The organism is Streptomyces sp. NPDC057280 (assembly GCF_042668605.1).
Taxonomy (GTDB): Bacteria; Actinomycetota; Actinomycetes; order Streptomycetales; family Streptomycetaceae; genus Streptomyces.
In genome coordinates, this window is the sequence record NZ_JBHUYR010000004.1 from 786,092 (window position 1) to 802,366 (window position 16,275).

At 71.9% G+C, this 16,275-nt stretch carries 14 protein-coding genes; 5 read left to right on the top strand and 9 right to left on the bottom strand.

Features of this window, described 5'->3' with window-relative positions:
* The first annotated feature begins 2 nt into the window (after window positions 1-2).
* Entirely contained in the window at window positions 3-1,157 is a 1,155-nt protein-coding gene (locus tag ACFUO4_RS27415) for an SGNH/GDSL hydrolase family protein (protein WP_383489822.1), read from the top strand.
* 7 nt (window positions 1,158-1,164) lie between these two features.
* On the opposite strand, the gene ACFUO4_RS27420 is transcribed toward ACFUO4_RS27415, so the two are convergent.
* From ACFUO4_RS27420 to ACFUO4_RS27440, 5 genes are all read right to left on the bottom strand, one after another.
* The gene (locus ACFUO4_RS27420) at window positions 1,165-4,092 is read right to left on the bottom strand and encodes an AAA family ATPase (protein ID WP_383489637.1); all 2,928 of its coding nucleotides are present in this window, start codon (window positions 4,090-4,092) and stop codon (window positions 1,165-1,167) included.
* 55 nt (window positions 4,093-4,147) lie between these two features.
* Window positions 4,148-4,501: a UBP-type zinc finger domain-containing protein gene (locus tag ACFUO4_RS27425; protein WP_383489640.1), complete on the bottom strand. Its 354-nt coding sequence runs from the start codon at window positions 4,499-4,501 to the stop codon at window positions 4,148-4,150.
* The gene (locus ACFUO4_RS27430; protein WP_383489643.1) at window positions 4,498-5,955 is read right to left on the bottom strand and encodes an ATP-binding protein; all 1,458 of its coding nucleotides are present in this window, start codon (window positions 5,953-5,955) and stop codon (window positions 4,498-4,500) included. The genes ACFUO4_RS27425 and ACFUO4_RS27430 overlap by 4 nt, the downstream gene beginning before the upstream one ends.
* Window positions 5,952-7,628, bottom strand: a complete 1,677-nt coding sequence (locus tag ACFUO4_RS27435; protein WP_383489646.1) for an FAD-dependent oxidoreductase — start codon at window positions 7,626-7,628, stop codon at window positions 5,952-5,954. Before ACFUO4_RS27435 ends, ACFUO4_RS27430 begins: the two co-directional genes overlap by 4 nt.
* 66 nt (window positions 7,629-7,694) lie before the next feature.
* Window positions 7,695-8,054, bottom strand: a complete 360-nt coding sequence (locus ACFUO4_RS27440) for a VOC family protein (RefSeq protein WP_383489649.1) — start codon at window positions 8,052-8,054, stop codon at window positions 7,695-7,697.
* A 63-nt stretch (window positions 8,055-8,117) separates the two neighbouring features.
* Here ACFUO4_RS27440 and ACFUO4_RS27445 point away from each other — a divergent pair, with 63 nt between their 5' ends.
* On the top strand, window positions 8,118-8,996 hold the full coding sequence (locus tag ACFUO4_RS27445; RefSeq protein WP_383489652.1) for a universal stress protein: 879 nt from the start codon (window positions 8,118-8,120) through the stop codon (window positions 8,994-8,996).
* 1 nt (window position 8,997) lies between these two features.
* Here the strand turns inward: ACFUO4_RS27445 and ACFUO4_RS27450 are convergent, their stop codons facing one another.
* The 3 genes from ACFUO4_RS27450 to ACFUO4_RS27460 form a co-directional block, all read right to left on the bottom strand.
* Complete coding sequence (locus tag ACFUO4_RS27450) at window positions 8,998-10,239, bottom strand: DUF4032 domain-containing protein (RefSeq protein WP_383489655.1); 1,242 nt, start codon at window positions 10,237-10,239, stop codon at window positions 8,998-9,000.
* A 40-nt stretch (window positions 10,240-10,279) separates the two neighbouring features.
* The gene (locus tag ACFUO4_RS27455) at window positions 10,280-11,026 is read right to left on the bottom strand and encodes an MBL fold metallo-hydrolase (RefSeq protein WP_383489658.1); all 747 of its coding nucleotides are present in this window, start codon (window positions 11,024-11,026) and stop codon (window positions 10,280-10,282) included.
* Between the two features lie 149 nt (window positions 11,027-11,175).
* Entirely contained in the window at window positions 11,176-11,805 is a 630-nt protein-coding gene (locus ACFUO4_RS27460; protein WP_383489661.1) for an alpha-ketoglutarate-dependent dioxygenase AlkB, read from the bottom strand.
* Window positions 11,806-11,938: 133 nt separating this feature from the next.
* Between ACFUO4_RS27460 and ACFUO4_RS27465 the strand changes: the two genes are divergently transcribed.
* Window positions 11,939-12,583, top strand: coding sequence for a TetR/AcrR family transcriptional regulator (locus tag ACFUO4_RS27465; RefSeq protein WP_383489664.1), 645 nt, complete (start codon window positions 11,939-11,941; stop codon window positions 12,581-12,583).
* 16 nt (window positions 12,584-12,599) lie between these two features.
* The gene (locus tag ACFUO4_RS27470) at window positions 12,600-14,273 is read left to right on the top strand and encodes an FAD-binding dehydrogenase (RefSeq protein ID WP_383489667.1); all 1,674 of its coding nucleotides are present in this window, start codon (window positions 12,600-12,602) and stop codon (window positions 14,271-14,273) included.
* A gap of 84 nt (window positions 14,274-14,357) precedes the next feature.
* On the opposite strand, the gene ACFUO4_RS27475 is transcribed toward ACFUO4_RS27470, so the two are convergent.
* A complete protein-coding gene (locus ACFUO4_RS27475; protein ID WP_383489670.1) occupies window positions 14,358-14,705 on the bottom strand; it encodes a DUF488 domain-containing protein in 348 nt (115 codons plus the stop codon).
* A gap of 141 nt (window positions 14,706-14,846) precedes the next feature.
* Between ACFUO4_RS27475 and ACFUO4_RS27480 the strand changes: the two genes are divergently transcribed.
* Entirely contained in the window at window positions 14,847-16,232 is a 1,386-nt protein-coding gene (locus tag ACFUO4_RS27480; protein WP_383489673.1) for a M1 family metallopeptidase, read from the top strand.
* Window positions 16,233-16,275: the final 43 nt, after the last annotated feature.

Sequence of the window (16,275 nt, forward strand, 5' to 3'; positions counted from 1 at the left end):
TGATGGCGGCGGCCCTCCAGGTCCCGTCGGCGTCGGCCGCGGAGTTCCCGCCCGACGGCGTCGTCACCTGGGGCGCGAGTGCCGACCGCATGGGCGAGGCGGTCGCCGACCGCGGCTACCGCATGGTCGTGCACACCAGCGTCGCCGGCCGGGAACTGCGCATCCGGCTCTCCAACGCCTTCGGCGACCGGCCGGTGACCTTCGACAGCGTCTACGCCGGGCTGCGGAAGGAGGGCGCCGAGCTGGTCCGCGGCAGCAACCGGCGGCTCACCTTCGCCGGAGCCGACTCCGTCACCGTCCCGGCCGGGAGCACCGTTTACAGCGATCCGCTGCCCGGGAAGCTGCCCGCCGCGACGGATCTGGTGGTCAGCGTCCACAGCCCGGACGCGGCGGGCCCGGTCACCGGCCACTGGATGGCGATGCAGACCTCCTACCTCACCGAGGGCGACCACACCGCCGAGGAGAGCGGCGACGGGTGGGCCACATCGATCGGCTCCTGGTTCTACCTCGACGCGGTCTCCGTGCGAGCGTCCCCCGGCATCGGCGCGGTCGTCGCGCTAGGGGACTCGATCACGGACGGCTGGCAGTCCACGACCGACCTGAACCGCCGCTGGCCCGACTACCTGGCCCGACGCCTCCAGAGGTCGTCGAGCACGGTCAAGGGTGTGGCCGACGAGGGCATCTCGGGGAACAGGGTGCTGACGGACGGCCCGGGCCAGAGTGCCTTGAACCGGCTGGACCGCGACGTGCTCTCCCTGCCGGGCGTCCGCACGGTCTTCCTCTTCGAGGGAGTCAACGACATCAAGTCCCACACCGGTGTCACCGCCCAGGACCTGATCGACGGCTACCGGCAGATCGCCGACCGGGTGCACGCGGCCGGCAAGTGCCTCGTCGTCTCCACCGTCGGCCCCTTCAAGGGCTGGTCGGAATGGGACCCCGCCGCCGAGGCCGTACGACAGGAGGTGAACGAGTTCATCAGGGGCAGCGGGGAGTTCGACGCCGTCACCGACTTCGACCGCGTCCTGCGCAGCCCTTACGACCACGAGCGGATGCTGCCCTTCTTCGACGGCGGGGACCACATCCACCCCAACGACAAGGGCATGCAGGCGATGGCGGACGCCGTCGACCCCGGCAGCCTGGACTGCGCCGGGAACTGACGGCCCGTCACTGAGGGGTGATCAGGCCCTCGCGATAGGCGACGGCCACCGCCTCGGTACGGCTCGCGGCGCCCAGCTTGGCCAGGATGTTGGAGACATGGACGCTGGCCGTCTTGCCGCTGATGAACAGCTCCTCGCCGATCTGCCGGTTGCTGCGGCCGAGGGCGAGGAGCCGCAGCACGTCCTGCTCGCGGGCGGTGAGCGGCGAGGAGCTGTCCGCCGGGGCGGTCGACAGCCTGCCCCGGCGGATCAGCGCGTCCGTCTGCTCCAGCAGGAGCGTCGCCCCCAGCCGCAGTGCCGCCTCGCGCGCCGCACCGGCCTGAGCGGCCGCCTCCTCGCGCCGGTCGGCCGCCAACAGAGCCTCCGCATAGCGAAATTGACAGCGAGCGTGTTCGTAGGTGTCGCCGAAGTCGAACGCGGCGACCGCCCGCGCCCAGGCCGCCACGTCCGGACCGGACACCGCCCGTGCCCACTCCGCCTCGGCGCGGGCCAGCCACGCCTGCCCTTCCGGACCCTGCGGATTCCCGTCGTCGCCGCGCGCGGCCGTGTGCCGGGCCAGCTCCACCAGCTCGTCCGCCGGCGCCGCCCACCGTTTCGCGCCCGCCTCGTCACCGCTCAGCCGCAGCCCGGCGGTGGTGTCGGCGACCGCGGACAGCGCGAGAGCGGCGAGCCGGACCGCGACGTCGGGACGGGTGCCCGCGTCGTCGGTGAGGGCCTTCACGGACGAACGCACCTGCTCCACCGCTGCCTCGGCGTCCCCGCGCAGCGACGCCGCCTCGGTCAGCGCGATGGCCGCGACGAGGGTGGCCATCCAGTCGAAGGGGCCCCGCAGCAGGGCGCGGGCCCGGTCGACGGCCGTGAAGTCGCCGCGCGCGAGGGCGACATAGAGCGCGGGCCCGGCCGCGTACCCGTCGATCGCGGGCAGCATCCCGGCCCCGTGCGCCGCGCGCAGCGCCTCGTCCCAGCGGCCCAGCGTGTAGAGCACCAGGAGCTGGAGATGGCGCATCGCCTGCGGATACAGCGAGGACAGCAGCCCCGCGCGGCGGGCCCGGTCGATGCCCTCGGACAGGTGGGGGAGTGCCTCTTCGAGGTCACCGGACTCGTAGCTGCCGATGGCCAGGTTGAACAGGGCCCGCAGCTCCACGGACGCGTTGCCCGAGGCGTGCGCCAACTCCCGGGCCCGGGCGAGGCGTTCGCGCCCCTCGGGGGTGCGCCGGCCGGCGCCCTCCAGACCGGCGAGGGAGATGAGCAGGTCGGCCCGGGCATCCGACGCCCCCAGCTGCTCGGCGACCCGCAGGGCCTCGCGGGCGACCCGCACCGCGGTTTCGTTCTCCCCGACATGGCGCGCCGCCATCACATGGGTGGCCGCGGCCCACACCCAGGTCCGGGACGGCGGCTCGGCCGGGATGAGGGCGAGCGCCTCACTGCTGTAGGCGAACGCCGCGGTCAGGTTGTCGACGCTGATCAGGTTCCCGGCGAGGGTGTAGCGGATCCGGGCGGCCAGCTCGGAGTCGGCGTCCTGGTCGATGCCCGCGAGCGCGGCCCGGGTCAGGGAGACCGCGCGATGCGACTCGCCGGCGTGTGCGGCCGCGGCGGAGGCGCGCAGGGTGAGCGTGACCCGGTCCTCGGAGGGGCGGGCGGACGCCTCCACCGCCGACCACAGGTCGAGGGCCGTCTCCAGATGCCGTAGCTCCTCGGCCGGCGCCCCGACCCGCTGGGCGTGATCGGCCGCCTCCAGCGAGGCGGCCAGGGCCTCGGCGAGGTCGTGGCTCTCGCGGTAGTGGTGGGCCCGCTCCGCTGCCGTCTCGGCGCGATGGCCGCGTCCGGTCAGCAGCCGGGCGAACGCGCCGTGCAGCCGGGCCCGTTCGCCGGGCAGCAGATCGGCGTAGACGGCCTCCCGGGCGAGGGCGTGCCGGAAGGAGTACGTGTCGCCGTCGCCCGGCACGAGCAGTTGTCGCCCGATGGCCTCGCGCAGCGCCGACTCCAGCTCGTCCTCGGGGAGCCCGACGGCCTCGCTCAGCAGGTCGTGCTCGACCCGTCGTCCGGCGACGGCGGCCGTGCGCAGCACCAGTTGAGCGGTGTCCGACAGCTGCTCGAAGCGGATGAGCAGGACGTCGGCCAGCCCGCTCGGCACTCCGCCCACCTCGGTGTCGGTGGCGGCGACGAGTTCCTCGGCGTAGAAGGCGTTGCCCTCGGCCCGCTCCACGATGCGCCGGACCGTGGCGTCCGGCAGCGGCCGGTCCCACAGGGCCTGGACGAGCTGTGCCACCTCGGTGTCGGCCAGCGGCCGCAGCTCCAGCCGCTCCACGGCGGGCAGCCGCACCAGCTCGGCCAGCAACGGCCGCAGCGGGTGACGGCGGTGCAGGTCGTCGGCGCGGTACGACGCGAACACCGCGAGGCGATGCGTGGGTGCTCCGCCGGCCGGCCGCTGCAGAATGCCCCGGCTGAGCAGGAACCGCAGCAGATCGCGCGAGGACTGGTCGGCCCAGTGCAGGTCCTCCAGGACGAGCAGCACGGGTGCCACGTCCGAGAGATCGGCCAGAAGTCCGGCGATCCCTTCGAAGAGCCGCAGCCGCCCGCCCATGTCCCGCACGTCGTCGGTGCCGCCGCCCAGCAGCCGGTCGACCACCGGATGGCCGGCGAGCACGCCCGCGAACCGTTCGTCGGCGGCCAGCACCCCCAGGATCTCGGTGAACGGCAGATAGGGCAGACCGACGTCCCCGAGGTCGACGCAGTGCCCGGTGAGCACGGTCATCCCGTCCCGGGCGGCGCCATGGGTGACCTCGTCCAGCAACCGGGTCTTGCCGACCCCGGCGTCCCCTCCGATGAGCACACCCCGAGCGGCCCCGCCGCGGGCGCGTTCGAGCACGGAGGCGAGGCGGGACAGCTCGTCGTCACGCCCGATGAGTGGAGAAGAGAACGAGGTCAGAGGCACGGATACATCCTGTCACTGTGCCGACCCGTTCGGGTGCGGGGGGAGTTCCCTGCTCTCAACCGCGCAGCGTCCTCGCCCAGTCCGCGGGGACCCGGCCCTCGGGCCCCGGCGCGGGCTGGTCCGCCGGATGGCTGTCGGGCGGTGTCAGCGCGGGACCGGACTCGAACATCTCCTTGGTCTCGAAGTTCCAGTACCACTCCTCGCCGGGCTCGTAGCTCTGCACCAACGGATGCCCGGTCTCCGCGAAATGGGCCGTCGCGTGCTTGGCGGGGGAGGAGTCGCAGCACCCCACGTGTCCGCACTGCGCGCACCGCCGCAGATGGAACCACCAGCCGCCCGCGGCCTCGCACTCCACACAGCCGTTTCCGCTCGGCGGCACGCTGGTGTCCAGTCCCTGGATGTCGGTCACGCCAACTCCTCGATGGTGTCGTTCTCCTCGGCGGTGAGCGGCAGCAGCACCTGGAAGCGGGTGTCGCCCGGCTCCGACTCGACCTGCAGCGTGCCGTGGTGCTTGTTGACGACGATCCGCCACGAGATGTCCAGGCCGAGGCCGGTGCCCTCGCCGACCGGCTTGGTGGTGAAGAACGGGTCGAAGATCCGGCCGCGGATCTCCTTCGGCACGCCGGGCCCGGTGTCCCGGAACTCCACCAGCAGCCGCTCGTTCTCGAGAGCGGTCCGTACGGTCAACGTCCCTTCGCCGCCCGCCCCGTTGATGGCGGAGACCGCGTTGTCGATGAGGTTCGTCCACACCTGGTTGAGCTCCGCCGGGTAGGCGGGGATCTTCGGGAGCGTACGGTCGTAGTCCTTGACGACCTTGATCTGCTGCCCGATCTTGCCGGAGAGCATCAGCAGGGTGCTGTCGAGGAGTTCGTGGACGTCGGCGTTCTGGAAGGGTGCCCGGTCGAGCTGCGAGTACTGCTTGGCGGCGTCGACGAGATGCGAGATGCGGTTGGTGGAGTCGTTGATCTCGTCCATCAACAGCTCGGTCTCGACCGTGTAGTTGAGCCAGCCGATCGCGTTCGGCAGCAGCTCCTCGTCCACCGCCGCCGCGACCTGGTCCAGCCAGTCCACGTCGAGCCCGGCCTGGACGAAGGTGGGGGCGAGCCGCCAGCCGTTCTGGATGTCGTGGTCGTCCAGCCAGTCGGTGACCGCGTCCTCCCGGTCGGAGGCCTCCAGCGGGCTCAACGTCGGTGCCTTGGCGACGCGTTCGGCGGTGCGGTCCTGGATGTCGATGAGGTTGGCCATCACCTCGGGGGCGTAGTTCCCCTGGGCGATGATGGCGAGCTTGTGCCGCATCTTGCCCACCCGCTCGCGCAGGGTCGCCGTCGCCCGCACGGCCGCCGCGGCCGGGTTGTTGAGCTCGTGCGTGAGTCCCGCGGACAACGAGCCGAGCGCCAGCAGCCGTTCGCGCTGGCCGATGGCCCGCTGGGTGCTCTTCGAACCGAAGAACAGCCCCTCCAGCAGATGGACCGCCATCGGGAACCACTCCTGCATGAAGTCCGAGAACTTCTCGCCCGGCAGCACGAAGAACCGGGTGGGCTCGGTGACCCGCATGGAGTTGTTGTAGACCTGCGGCACCCGGTCGCCCAGATACGCCTGCATCGAGCCCGCGTACACGCCCCGTTGGGAGGTGCGGCTGACCTCGACGTCGTCCCCGGCCACCCGGCGGGAGAGCACGACCGTGCCCTCGATCATCACGTAGAAGCAGGTGGCGGGTTCACCCTCGGTGTAGACGGGCCCGGGTTCGAACTGCTCGACCCGCCCCGCGCTGCACAACTGCCCCAACTGCTCGGGGGACAGCTTCTCGAACAGGAACAGCGACCCGATCTCCGCGGGGCTGCACGGCATCAACTGCCCGCTCATGACTGCTCCAGATACCGGTGGACGAGCATCACGGCCATGGCTCCCTCTCCGACGGCGGACGCGACCCGCTTGGCGGACTCGGCGCGCGCGTCGCCCGCCACGAACACCCCGGGGATGTTGGTCTCCAGGTGGTACGGCGGCCGGTCCAGCTCCCAGCCCGCCGGCGGCCGACCGTCGGCGGTCAGGTCGGGGCCGGCCAGGATGAACCCGTGGTCGTCGCGCAGTACCGTGCCGTGCAGCCAGTCGGTGAGCGGGGCCGCGCCGATGAACACGAACATCCACTGCGCGTCGACGAGTTCGGTGTGCCCGGTGTCGACGTCGCGCAGGGTGAGCTGCTCCAGATGGTCGGAGCCGTGGGCCGCCTCGACGACGGTCCGCGCGCGGACCGAGATGTTGGGCGCCTCGTTGATCTGCTGGATCAGGTAGTGGGACATGGACGCGGCCAGGTCGGGTCCGCGCACCAGCAGGGTCACCGACTTGGCGCCCTTGGACAGGTACATCGCCGCCTGTCCGGCCGAGTTGGCGCCGCCGACGATGTAGATGTCCTGCCCCTGGCAGGAGGCTGCCTCGGTGAGCGCCGAACCGTAGTACACCCCGCACCCGGTCAGGTCGGTGCAGCCCGGCGCCTCCAGCTGCCGGTACGACACACCGGTCGCCAGGATCACGCTGTGCGCGGCGATCGCCGAGCCGTCGGAGAACCGTACGACCCGCGCGGCCCCGTTGATCTCCAGCGCCGTCACATCGCGCGCGGTGAGGATCTCGGCGCCGAACTTAGCGGCCTGGCGGCGGGCCCGGTCGGTGAGCTGGGCGCCGGACACGCCGTCCGGGAAGCCGAGGTAGTTCTCGATCCGCGAGCTCTGCCCGGCCTGCCCACCGGTCGCCGACCGCTCCACGAGAACGGTCCGCAAACCCTCCGACGCCCCGTACACCGCCGAGCCGAGCCCCGCCGGACCGCCGCCGATGACGACCAGGTCGTAGAACTCGGCCGTGGGCGTGGTCGCGAGGCCCACCTGCGCGGCCAGCTCCGGCGCCTCGGGCGCGACCAGCGGGGTGCCGTCCGGCGTGATCACCAGTGGCAGCTGCTGCCCGTCCTGCCCGGCCGCCGCGAGGAGCCGCTGCCCCTCGGGCTCGTCCGCCGAGTACCAGCGGTAGGGCACCTGGTTGCGGGCCAGGAACTCGCGGACGTCGGACGAGCGCGCCGACCAGCGGTGTCCGACCACCTTGGTGGCGGGCACGGGTCGGTAGTCGCTGCACTTCCAGGCGTCCAGCAGGTCGTCGAGGACCGGGTAGAGCTTCTCCTCCGGCGGGTCCCACGGCTTGAGCAGATAGTGGTCGAGATCGACGACGTTGATCGCGTCGATCGCCGCGCTGGTGTCCGCGTACGCCGTCAGCAGCACCCGGCGCGCGCCCGGGTACACGTCGAGGGCCTGTTCCAGGAACTCGATGCCGTTCATCTGCGGCATCCGGTAGTCGGCGAGGATCACCGCGACCAGGTCGCCGCGCAGCTTCAGCTCGCGCAGCGCCTCCAGCGCGGACTCACCGGACTCGGCGCGCACGATGCGGTACGACTCGCCGTAGCGCCGCCGCAGGTCTCGGGCGACGGCACGGGAGACCCCCGGGTCGTCGTCCACGGTCAGGATGACGGTCCGCGCTGTTTCGGCGGCCTGTGCCATGCGTCTCCCACCCCGGGTTGTCGGCTGTGGCTGTCGCCCATCGTATGTTCGAACGTCCTGCTTCGCTCAGGTATGCGGGGTCCCGCCGCTCAGCACGCAGAACTCGTTGCCCTCGGGGTCGAGGAGCGTGACCCAGGAGAAGCCCTCGTACGCGGGGCCGGCGTGCCGGGCGCCGAGGGCGAGGAGGCGGGCCACCTCGGCCGCCTGGTCGTCGGGGCGGAAGTCGAGATGGAGCCGGTTCTTGATCGTCTTGCCTTCCGGGACCGGGGCGAAGAGCAGCCCCGGGAGCCGGTCCTTCTCGGGGCGGATCTCGAACTCCTCCGGGTCGTCGTTGACGACGACCCAGCCCAGCGCCTCGGTCCACCAGCGGCCGAGGGCCACCGGATCGGCCGCGTCCACGTTCAGTTGTTCCCACACCAGGCTCATGGCGGCAGCGTAGTGAAGACTGGAGGCGGCCGCCTGATCATTTCCACCGAGGGAGACAGCCGTATGACGCGCCCGATCACCGTGGGTTTCGACGGAACCGAGGAGAGCCTCGCCGCGCTGGACTGGGCGGCGCGGGAGGCGGTCCGCCGGGGCCTTGAGCTGCGGGTGGTGCAGGTGTGGCGGTTCCAGGTGGACGTGGCGCTCGATGTGCTGTCCGACCCGGAGACGCAGGCCGGCTGGGTGCGTGACGCGCTGGCCGAGGCCGCCGAGGTCGTCGCGGTGCGCCACCACGGGCTCGTCGTGACCACCGACGTCCTGGAGGGCGGCACCGTCGAGGCGCTGGTGGAGGCCGCGGCGGGCGCCGAGATGCTGGTGCTGGGCTCACGCGGGCACGGCCCGGTCGTCGGGTTCCTGCTCGGCTCAGTCGGCCAGCAGGTGATCGCGGAGGCGGTACGGCCCGTCGTGCTCGTCCGCGCCGGGGACGACCCCACCGCCGAGGCCGCCGGGCGGGAGATCGTCGTCGGCCAGCAGGGCGAGGACCCCGAGGACAGCGCCGCCGCCCTCGGGTTCGCCTTCGAGACGGCCGCCGCGCGCGGGGCGACGGTCCGTGCGGTACGTGCCTGGACGCTGCCCCCGGTGTTCGCCTACAGCCCCGGCTCGCTGAAGCTCCTCGACGAGGCGGGCGGTCTGGAGCCGCGCGAGAAGCAGGCGCTTCAGACGGCCCTGGAGCCCTGGCGGGAGCGCTTCCCGGACGTCCCCGTCGTCGAGCACATCGAGATGGGCAGCGCCGGTCAGGTGCTGCTGTCGGTGGCGGCGCGGGCCCAGCTGATGGTCGTCGGCCGCCGGGCCCGTCGTACCGCCGTGGGGGCGCGCATCGGATCGGTGGCGCACGGCGTGCTGCACCACGCGGGCTGCCCGGTCGCCGTCGTCCCGCCGGCCTGAGTCACTCGGCCACGGGATCGGTCGGGATCAGCGTCTCGCGAGCCTTGGGGAGGATGTTCTCGATGTAGTCCGCGACCACCGTGTCCAGGCCGATGTCGTGCTGCGCCCGCTCGGACAGGTACCAGCGGTGCTCCAGCAGCTCGTGGTAGATCTCGGCCGGGTCCATCGAACCGCGCAGCTCCACCGGCACGGCGCGCACGGTCGGCCGGAACACGTCCCGCACCCAGCGGTGCGCGAGGACCTCGGGGCGGGCGCCGAGGGGGTCGCCCGGGGCGTAGTCGTCCTGGGTGGCCATCCAGCTCTCCAGGTCGTTCAGCAGCCGCCGGGCCTGGTTCTCCTCGGTGTCCAGGCCCGTCAGCCGCAGCAGCTGGCGCTGGTGGTGGCCGGCGTCGACGACCTTGGGCACGAAGGTGACGGTGTCGCCGTTGGTCGCGTGCTCGATCTGCATCTCGGCCACGTCGAAACCGAGGTCGTTGAGGCGGCGGATGCGGCGCTCGATGTAGTGGTACTTGCCCGCCGGGTACACCGAGGTACGGGTCAGTTCCTCCCACAGGCTGCGGTAGCGCTCGCAGATCTCCATGCCGAACGCGATCGCGTCGACGGAGGGGTGCAGCGCCCCCGAGGCCTCCAGGTCCAGGAGCTCGCCGCTGATGTTCACGCGGGCCAGGTCGAGGTCGTACTCGCGCTGTCCGTTGCTGAGTTGGGGGTGCAGCTCACCGGTCTCGGCGTCGACGAGATAGGCGGCGTAGGCGCCCGCGTCGCGGCGGAAGAGCGTGTTGGACAGGGAGCAGTCGCCCCACGCGAACCCGGCCAGGTGCAGGCGGACGAGGAGGACGGCCAGGGCGTCCATGAGGCGGTGCATGGTCGCGGGCCGCATCGTCGTCTCGAACATCGAGCGGTACGGCATCGAGCCGCCCAGATGCCGGGTGACCAGGACGGACTCCAGCGGGTTGCCGTCGGCGTCGGTGCGGCCGGTGACCACGGCGAGGGGGTCCACGGAGGGGATGGCGAGCCGGTCGAGGTCGCGGAGCATGTCGTACTCGTTCAGGGCCGGCCGCTCGGCGAGCTCCTTGACGGCGATGACCTCGTCGCCGGCCCGGGCGTAGCGCACCACGTGCCGGGATATGCCGCGCGGCAGCGGGACGAGGACCTCTTCCGGCCACTCCTCCAGGGGCACGTCCCACGGCAGCTCCAGCAGGAGCACGGGGTGCTCCGGGTTCGTCGCGCTGATCTGCAGTGCCATGGGCCGTTCGTCCTCGTCTCGCGGAGATCGTCACCTCACCTTAGAGCGCGCGGTCCTTGGCCTGAAGTGCCGCTTCACGGAGTGGACCGCGGTAGGCCGGACCGTGCCCCGGCAGCATGAGTTCGCCGTCCAGTTCCGCGAGGACGTCCAGCGAGGCCACGGCACGGGCGCGCTCGTGGTGGAACATGTCCAACAGCAGCTGCGGGCCCTCGATCCGCGAGGTCGCGTGGCCGCTGACCAGGGCGTCCCCGGAGATCAGGACCCCGGCCTCCGGGAGGTGGAAGGCGACGTGGCCGTCGGTGTGGCCCGGCGTGTGCACCGGGACCGGGCGGCCGGGCACGTCCAGCGGACCGGGCTTGGGGAACGCCTCCGGCGCGGTCACCGGGACGTGCGTCTTGCCGCCGGAGCGGATCGCGTGCAGCGCCCACGGCACGACACCCGGCCGCCAGCCGTTCCTCAGTACGTCGCCGACGGTGACCTGGTGCAGGAACTCCCGCCGGGCGTGCGGCACTTCGGCCTCGTGCAGGAGGACCGGCGTGCCGTACGCGGCGCGCAGATGCTCCGCGGAGCCGAGGTGGTCGTTGTGGGCGTGTGTGATCAGCACCGCCGTGACGGCCTCCGGTGAACCGCCCACCTGGGTGAGGGAGTCGAGGACCAGCTCGCGGTCCCCGGGGTAGCCGGTGTCGACGAGGGTGAGCGCGTCGCCCTCCGCCAGGATCACCCAGTTGGTGTTGGAGCCGTGCACGAGGTAGGTGCCGTCGGCGACTTGCTGCACTTCAGCCCGCATGATCGTCCCGCGTGTGAGGAGGTGTCCTGCCCGACGGGGGCATCCCATCAGATGGGTCGGCGGGAGTGCGAGGCGGGGGAAGGGCTGCCTCCGGCACCGTCCGCCGGAGGCAGCCCCCTGCGTGCGTCCGAAGCGGCCGCCTCTCCGCCTCAGTGCACGCCGTGCGGGCGGAACTGCACGCTGATGCGCGGTCCCGCGGCTCGTGTGGTCTTCGGTACGCAGTGCTCCCAGGTCCGCTGGCAGGTGCCGCCCATCACGATCAGGTCGCCGTGGCCCAGCGGGCGCCGAACGGTGCCCCCGCCGCCGCGCATCGGGCGCAGCAGCAGGTCGCGGGGTGCGCCGACGGAGAGGATGGCGACCATCGTGTTCTCGCGGGCGCCCCGGCCGATCCGGTCGCCGTGCCAGGCGACGCTGTCCCGGCCGTCGCGGTAGTAGCACAGCCCGGCCGTGGTGAACGGCTCGCCCAGCTCGTCGGCGTAGTGCGCGCTGAGCGCGTCGCGCGCCTCGGTCAGCACCGGGTGGGGGAGGACGTCGTCGCGGCCGTAGTGGGCGAGCAGCCGGGGGACGTCGACGACGTTGTCGTACATCTTGCGTCGCTCGGCGCGCCAGGGGACCTCGGCGGCGAGCTGTTCGAACAGGGTGTCGGAGCCCGTCAGCCAGCCGGGCAGCACGTCGATCCAGGCGCCGGAACCGAGCTCGGTGCGGGTGAGTCCGTCGCGGGGGCCGAGGCTCAGGCGGTCGGTCTGGTCGAAGAGGGAGGCCTGGAGGTGCATGGACATACCACCAGGGTACGCCTGATTCGAAAATCTGTTCCCATCAAAATCTGCTGGATTCCAGGCCCTTTCGATACATCGATGTATCGGATACATTCGCGTATCAAACGAGGGAACGGGAAGGACTGGAAGGACGGTCATGGAGACGGCGCGGCGCGTGACGAAGCGGCGGGTGCGCACCCGCGCCAATCTGCTCGACGCGGCCTTCGCGGTCTTCGCGGCCAAAGGCTTCGGGCGCGTCTCCATCGAGGAGGTCTGCGAGGCCGCCGGGTACAGCCGGGGCGCCTTCTACTCGAACTTCGACAGCCTCGACGAACTGTTCTTCGCCCTCTACCGGGACCGTGCCGACCTGATCGCCGACCAGGTGGCCGGGGCGCTCGCCCTGGACGGGCCCGACCTCGACGTCCCCGCCGCCGTCGACCGCGTCACCGAGGTGCTGCTCCTCGACCGGGACTGGCTGCTGGTCAAGACGGACTTCCTGGTGCACGCCGCCCGCGAGCCCGCCGTCGCCGAGACCCTCCTCGAACACCGGGCGCGGCTGCGCGAGGCGGTCCGCGAACGGCTCGCCCGCGCGCGGGGCCACACCGCACTGCCCGCCGTCCTCACCGACCTCGACGGCGCCGCCCACGCCGTCGTCGCCGCGTACGACGGCGTCACCACCCAGCTGCTGCTCGACCGGGACGTCGCACACGCCCGCGCCTGGCTCAAGCAACTGCTCACCGCGCTGCTGACCGACGGCAGCACCACTGACACCACCGGCAGTACCACTGACACCACCGCATGAGGAAGGGACGGTCGCCATGGATGCCGACGTCATCGTCGTCGGAGCCGGCCTCGCCGGTCTGGTCGCCGCGCACGAACTGACCAGCCGGGGCCGCCGGGTCGCCCTGGTCGACCAGGAGAACGCCGCCAACCTCGGCGGACAGGCCTTCTGGTCCTTCGGCGGGCTGTTCCTCGTCGACTCCCCGGAGCAGCGACGGCTCGGCATCAAGGACTCCTTCGACCTGGCCTGGAGCGACTGGCAGGGCAGCGCCGGCTTCGACCGCGTCGACGACGAGGACTCCTGGGCGGTGCGCTGGGCGCGCGCCTACGTCGAGTTCGCCGCCGGCGAGAAGAGGTCCTGGCTGGAGGGGCACGGCATCAAGTTCCTGCCCACGGTCGGCTGGGCCGAGCGCGGTGACCTGCGCGCCCACGGGCACGGCAACTCCGTGCCGCGCTTCCACATCGCCTGGGGCACCGGCACCGGCGTCGTCGAACCCTTCGTGAACCACGCCAAGCAGGCCGCCCGCGACGGGCTGCTGACCTTCTACCACCGCCACCAGGTCGACGCGCTCGTCCTCGAGGACGGCCAGGCCCGCGGCGTACGCGGCACCGTCCTCGCCGAGGACGACTCCGCGCGCGGCGTGAAGTCCAACCGCGACCGCATCGGCGACTTCGAACTCACCGCCCAGGCCGTCGTCGTCACCACTGGCGGCATCGGCGCCAACCACGACATCGTGCGCCGCTACTGGCCCGAGCGCCTCGGCACCCCGCCCGCCGAGATGGTCACCGGCGTCCCCGCCTACGTCGACGGCCGCATGCTCGACATCAGCGCCGAGGCGGGCGTACGGCTCGTCAACCGCGACCGCATGTGGCACTACACCGAGGGCCTGCAGAACTGGGACCCGATCTGGCCCGGCCACGGCATCCGCATCCTGCCCGGCCCGTCCTCCCTGTGGTTCGACGCGCTCGGCCGCCGCCTTCCCGACCCGTGCCTGCCCGGCTACGACACCCTCGGCACCCTCAAGCACCTGCGCACCACCGAGGACATCGCCGGGTACGACCACTCCTGGTTCATCCTCACCCAGAAGATCATCGAGAAGGAGTTCGCGCTGTCGGGCTCCGAGCAGAACCCCGACATCACCGCCAAGGACCGCGTCGGCTTCCTCAAGACGCGCGTCCTCGGCAAGGGCGCTCCCGGTCCGGTCGACGCGTTCCTGCGCAAGGGTGCGGACTTCGTGACCGCGCCGGATCTGGAGCAGCTGGTCGAGAAGATGAACGCCCTCACCGACAAGCCGCTCCTCGACGCCACCGAGATCCGCCGGCAGATCGAGGCCCGCGACCTCCAGATCGCCAACCCGTACAGCAAGGACGCCCAGGTCCAGGGCATCCGCAACGCCCGCCGCTACATCGGGGACAAGCTCGGCCGCGTCGCCACCCCGCACCGCATCCTCGACCCCGAGGCCGGCCCGCTCATCGGCGTCAGGCTGCACGTCCTGACCCGCAAGACCCTCGGCGGCATCCAGACCGACCTCGACTCCCGGGCGCTGGGCGCCGACGGCAACCCGATCGAGGGCCTGTACGCGGCCGGCGAGGTGGCCGGCTTCGGCGGCGGCGGCGTCCACGGCTACAACGCCCTGGAGGGCACGTTCCTGGGCGGCTGCCTGTTCTCGGGCCGGGCGGCGGGGCGGGCGGCGGCGAAGCAGACGGGGTGAGGCGTTGGCTGAGAGGCGGCTGCGGGTGATCGGCGGGCGCCATCGCCGCAGCCGCGCGATCCGCATGCCCGTCCCCCCGCGGCCTCAGCCCAACAGCCGTGCCAGCACCGCCGCATGGCTCTCCTCCGGAGTCTTCGCGGACGTCAGCAGCGTCACCGGCCCCTTGGCCGCCCACGCGCGCACCTGGTCCAGCAGTTCGGCCGCCTGCGGCTCCGCCAGCTCGGCCTCGTAGCGTCGCGCGAACTCCTCGTACGAGCCCTCGCCCGCGTGGTACCAGCGGCGCAGCTCCGTCGACGGGGTGAGGGCCTTGGGCCACTCGTCCACCCGGGCCGCGTCCTTCGACAGGCCGCGCGGCCATAGGCGGTCGACCAGGACACGGACGCCGTCCTCGGGTTCGGGCGATTCGTAGACGCGGCGGACGCGAACGCTCACGGCGAGGCCTTTCTCCGGAGGGCGGGGGCGTTCGGAGAGTAACTCCGGGCGAGGGGCGACTTGACCTGTTGCTGGGCGAGTTCCACGGAGATCACCTTTAGTGTGAAGCCGCACCCACCCCCCTCGACCGTTGGAGCGCATGTGCCCAGAGTCGTCCGACGTACCGTCGTGCTCGGAACCGTCCCCGTCGCCCTCGCCGCACTCCTCGGTGCCGCGGCGCCCCCGTCGGCGGGCACGGCCGGTGTCGGCGACCCGTACTTCCCGCTGGCCGGCAACGGCGGATACCACGTCCACCACTACGACCTGACCCTCCGATACGACCCGTCGAGCAAGCACCTCGACGGCAAGGCCGTCCTCACCGCCCGCGCCACCCAGAGCCTGAACCGCTTGAACCTCGACCTGAACGGCCTCAAGATCACCGGGCTGAAGGTCGGCCACGACAAAGCGGACTTCAGCCGCCGCGGGCAGGAACTCACCGTCACCCCGCGCAAGGCCCTGCACCGCGGCCAGTGGTTCCGCGTCACCGTCACGTACAAGGGCACCCCGGCCCCCGTCACCGACCCGGACGGCTCCCTCGACGGCTGGATCCCCACTGACGACGGCGCCTTCGTCGCGGGCGAGCCGCAGGGTGCGATGACCTGGTTCCCGGCGAACAACCACCCCAAGGACAAGGCGTCGTACGACTTCACGATCACCGTTCCCGACGGCCGTACCGCCGTCGCCAACGGTGTCCTGCTCGGCAGGCGGAGCGAGCACGGGCGCACCACGTTCCGCTGGCGCCAGAGCGAACCCATGGCCGCCTATCTGGCCACGGCGACGATCGGGAAGTTCAAGGTCACGCAGTCCACCACCCGCGACGGCATCCGGATCTACAACGCCGTCGACCCGCGCGAGGCCGCCACGGCGGACCCCGTCGTCAAGAAGCTGCCGTCCGTGCTCGCCTGGGAGAGCAAGCTCTTCGGCCCGTACCCCTTCAAGGCGGCCGGCTCGATCGTCGACCGCGCCCCGAACGTCGGCTACGCGCTGGAGACGCAGACCCGACCCGTGTACGACCGGGCGCCGGACCTGAGCACCCTCGTCCACGAGAGCGCCCACCAGTGGTTCGGCGACTCGGTCAGCCTCACCTCCTGGAAGGACATCTGGCTCAACGAGGGCTTCGCGACCTACGCCGAGTGGCTGTACGGCGAGCAGCACGGCGGCGAGAGCGCGCAGGAGACCTTCGACGCGCTGTACGCCCGTCCCGCGACCGACGACCTGTGGGAGTTCCCGCCGGGCGACCCGGGCAGCGGCGCGAACATCTTCGGCACGCCCGTGTACGCGCGCGGCGCCATGGCCCTGCACAAGCTGCGTACGGCCGTCGGGGACCGGACGTTCTTCCGGATTCTGCGGGCCTGGACCGCCGAGCACCGCGACGGGCACGGGACGACCGCGCAGTTCGTGGCGCTCGCGGAGCGTGAGTCGGGGAAGGACCTGGACGGTCTGTTCCGGACCTGGGTGTACGGACAGGGCAAGCCGAGCGCACCCTAGGGAGGGGGAGCCGACCCGGCCCCCCGACCTGACGAGTTCCAAA

Bases quoted from the DNA above. Each gene is read 5' to 3' on its own strand.
- ACFUO4_RS27445 (WP_383489652.1), top strand. From the start codon at position 8,118: ATGACGCGCCCGATCACCGTGGGTTTCGACGGAACCGAGGAGAGCCTC.
- ACFUO4_RS27435 (WP_383489646.1), bottom strand. From the start codon at position 7,628: ATGGCACAGGCCGCCGAAACAGCGCGGACCGTCATCCTGACCGTGGAC.
- ACFUO4_RS27430 (WP_383489643.1), bottom strand. From the start codon at position 5,955: ATGAGCGGGCAGTTGATGCCGTGCAGCCCCGCGGAGATCGGGTCGCTG.
- ACFUO4_RS27470 (WP_383489667.1), top strand. From the start codon at position 12,600: ATGGATGCCGACGTCATCGTCGTCGGAGCCGGCCTCGCCGGTCTGGTC.
- ACFUO4_RS27460 (WP_383489661.1), bottom strand. From the start codon at position 11,805: ATGTCCATGCACCTCCAGGCCTCCCTCTTCGACCAGACCGACCGCCTG.
- ACFUO4_RS27455 (WP_383489658.1), bottom strand. From the start codon at position 11,026: ATGCGGGCTGAAGTGCAGCAAGTCGCCGACGGCACCTACCTCGTGCAC.
- ACFUO4_RS27415 (WP_383489822.1), top strand. From the start codon at position 3: ATGGCGGCGGCCCTCCAGGTCCCGTCGGCGTCGGCCGCGGAGTTCCCG.
- ACFUO4_RS27450 (WP_383489655.1), bottom strand. From the start codon at position 10,239: ATGGCACTGCAGATCAGCGCGACGAACCCGGAGCACCCCGTGCTCCTG.
- ACFUO4_RS27440 (WP_383489649.1), bottom strand. From the start codon at position 8,054: ATGAGCCTGGTGTGGGAACAACTGAACGTGGACGCGGCCGATCCGGTG.
- ACFUO4_RS27465 (WP_383489664.1), top strand. From the start codon at position 11,939: ATGGAGACGGCGCGGCGCGTGACGAAGCGGCGGGTGCGCACCCGCGCC.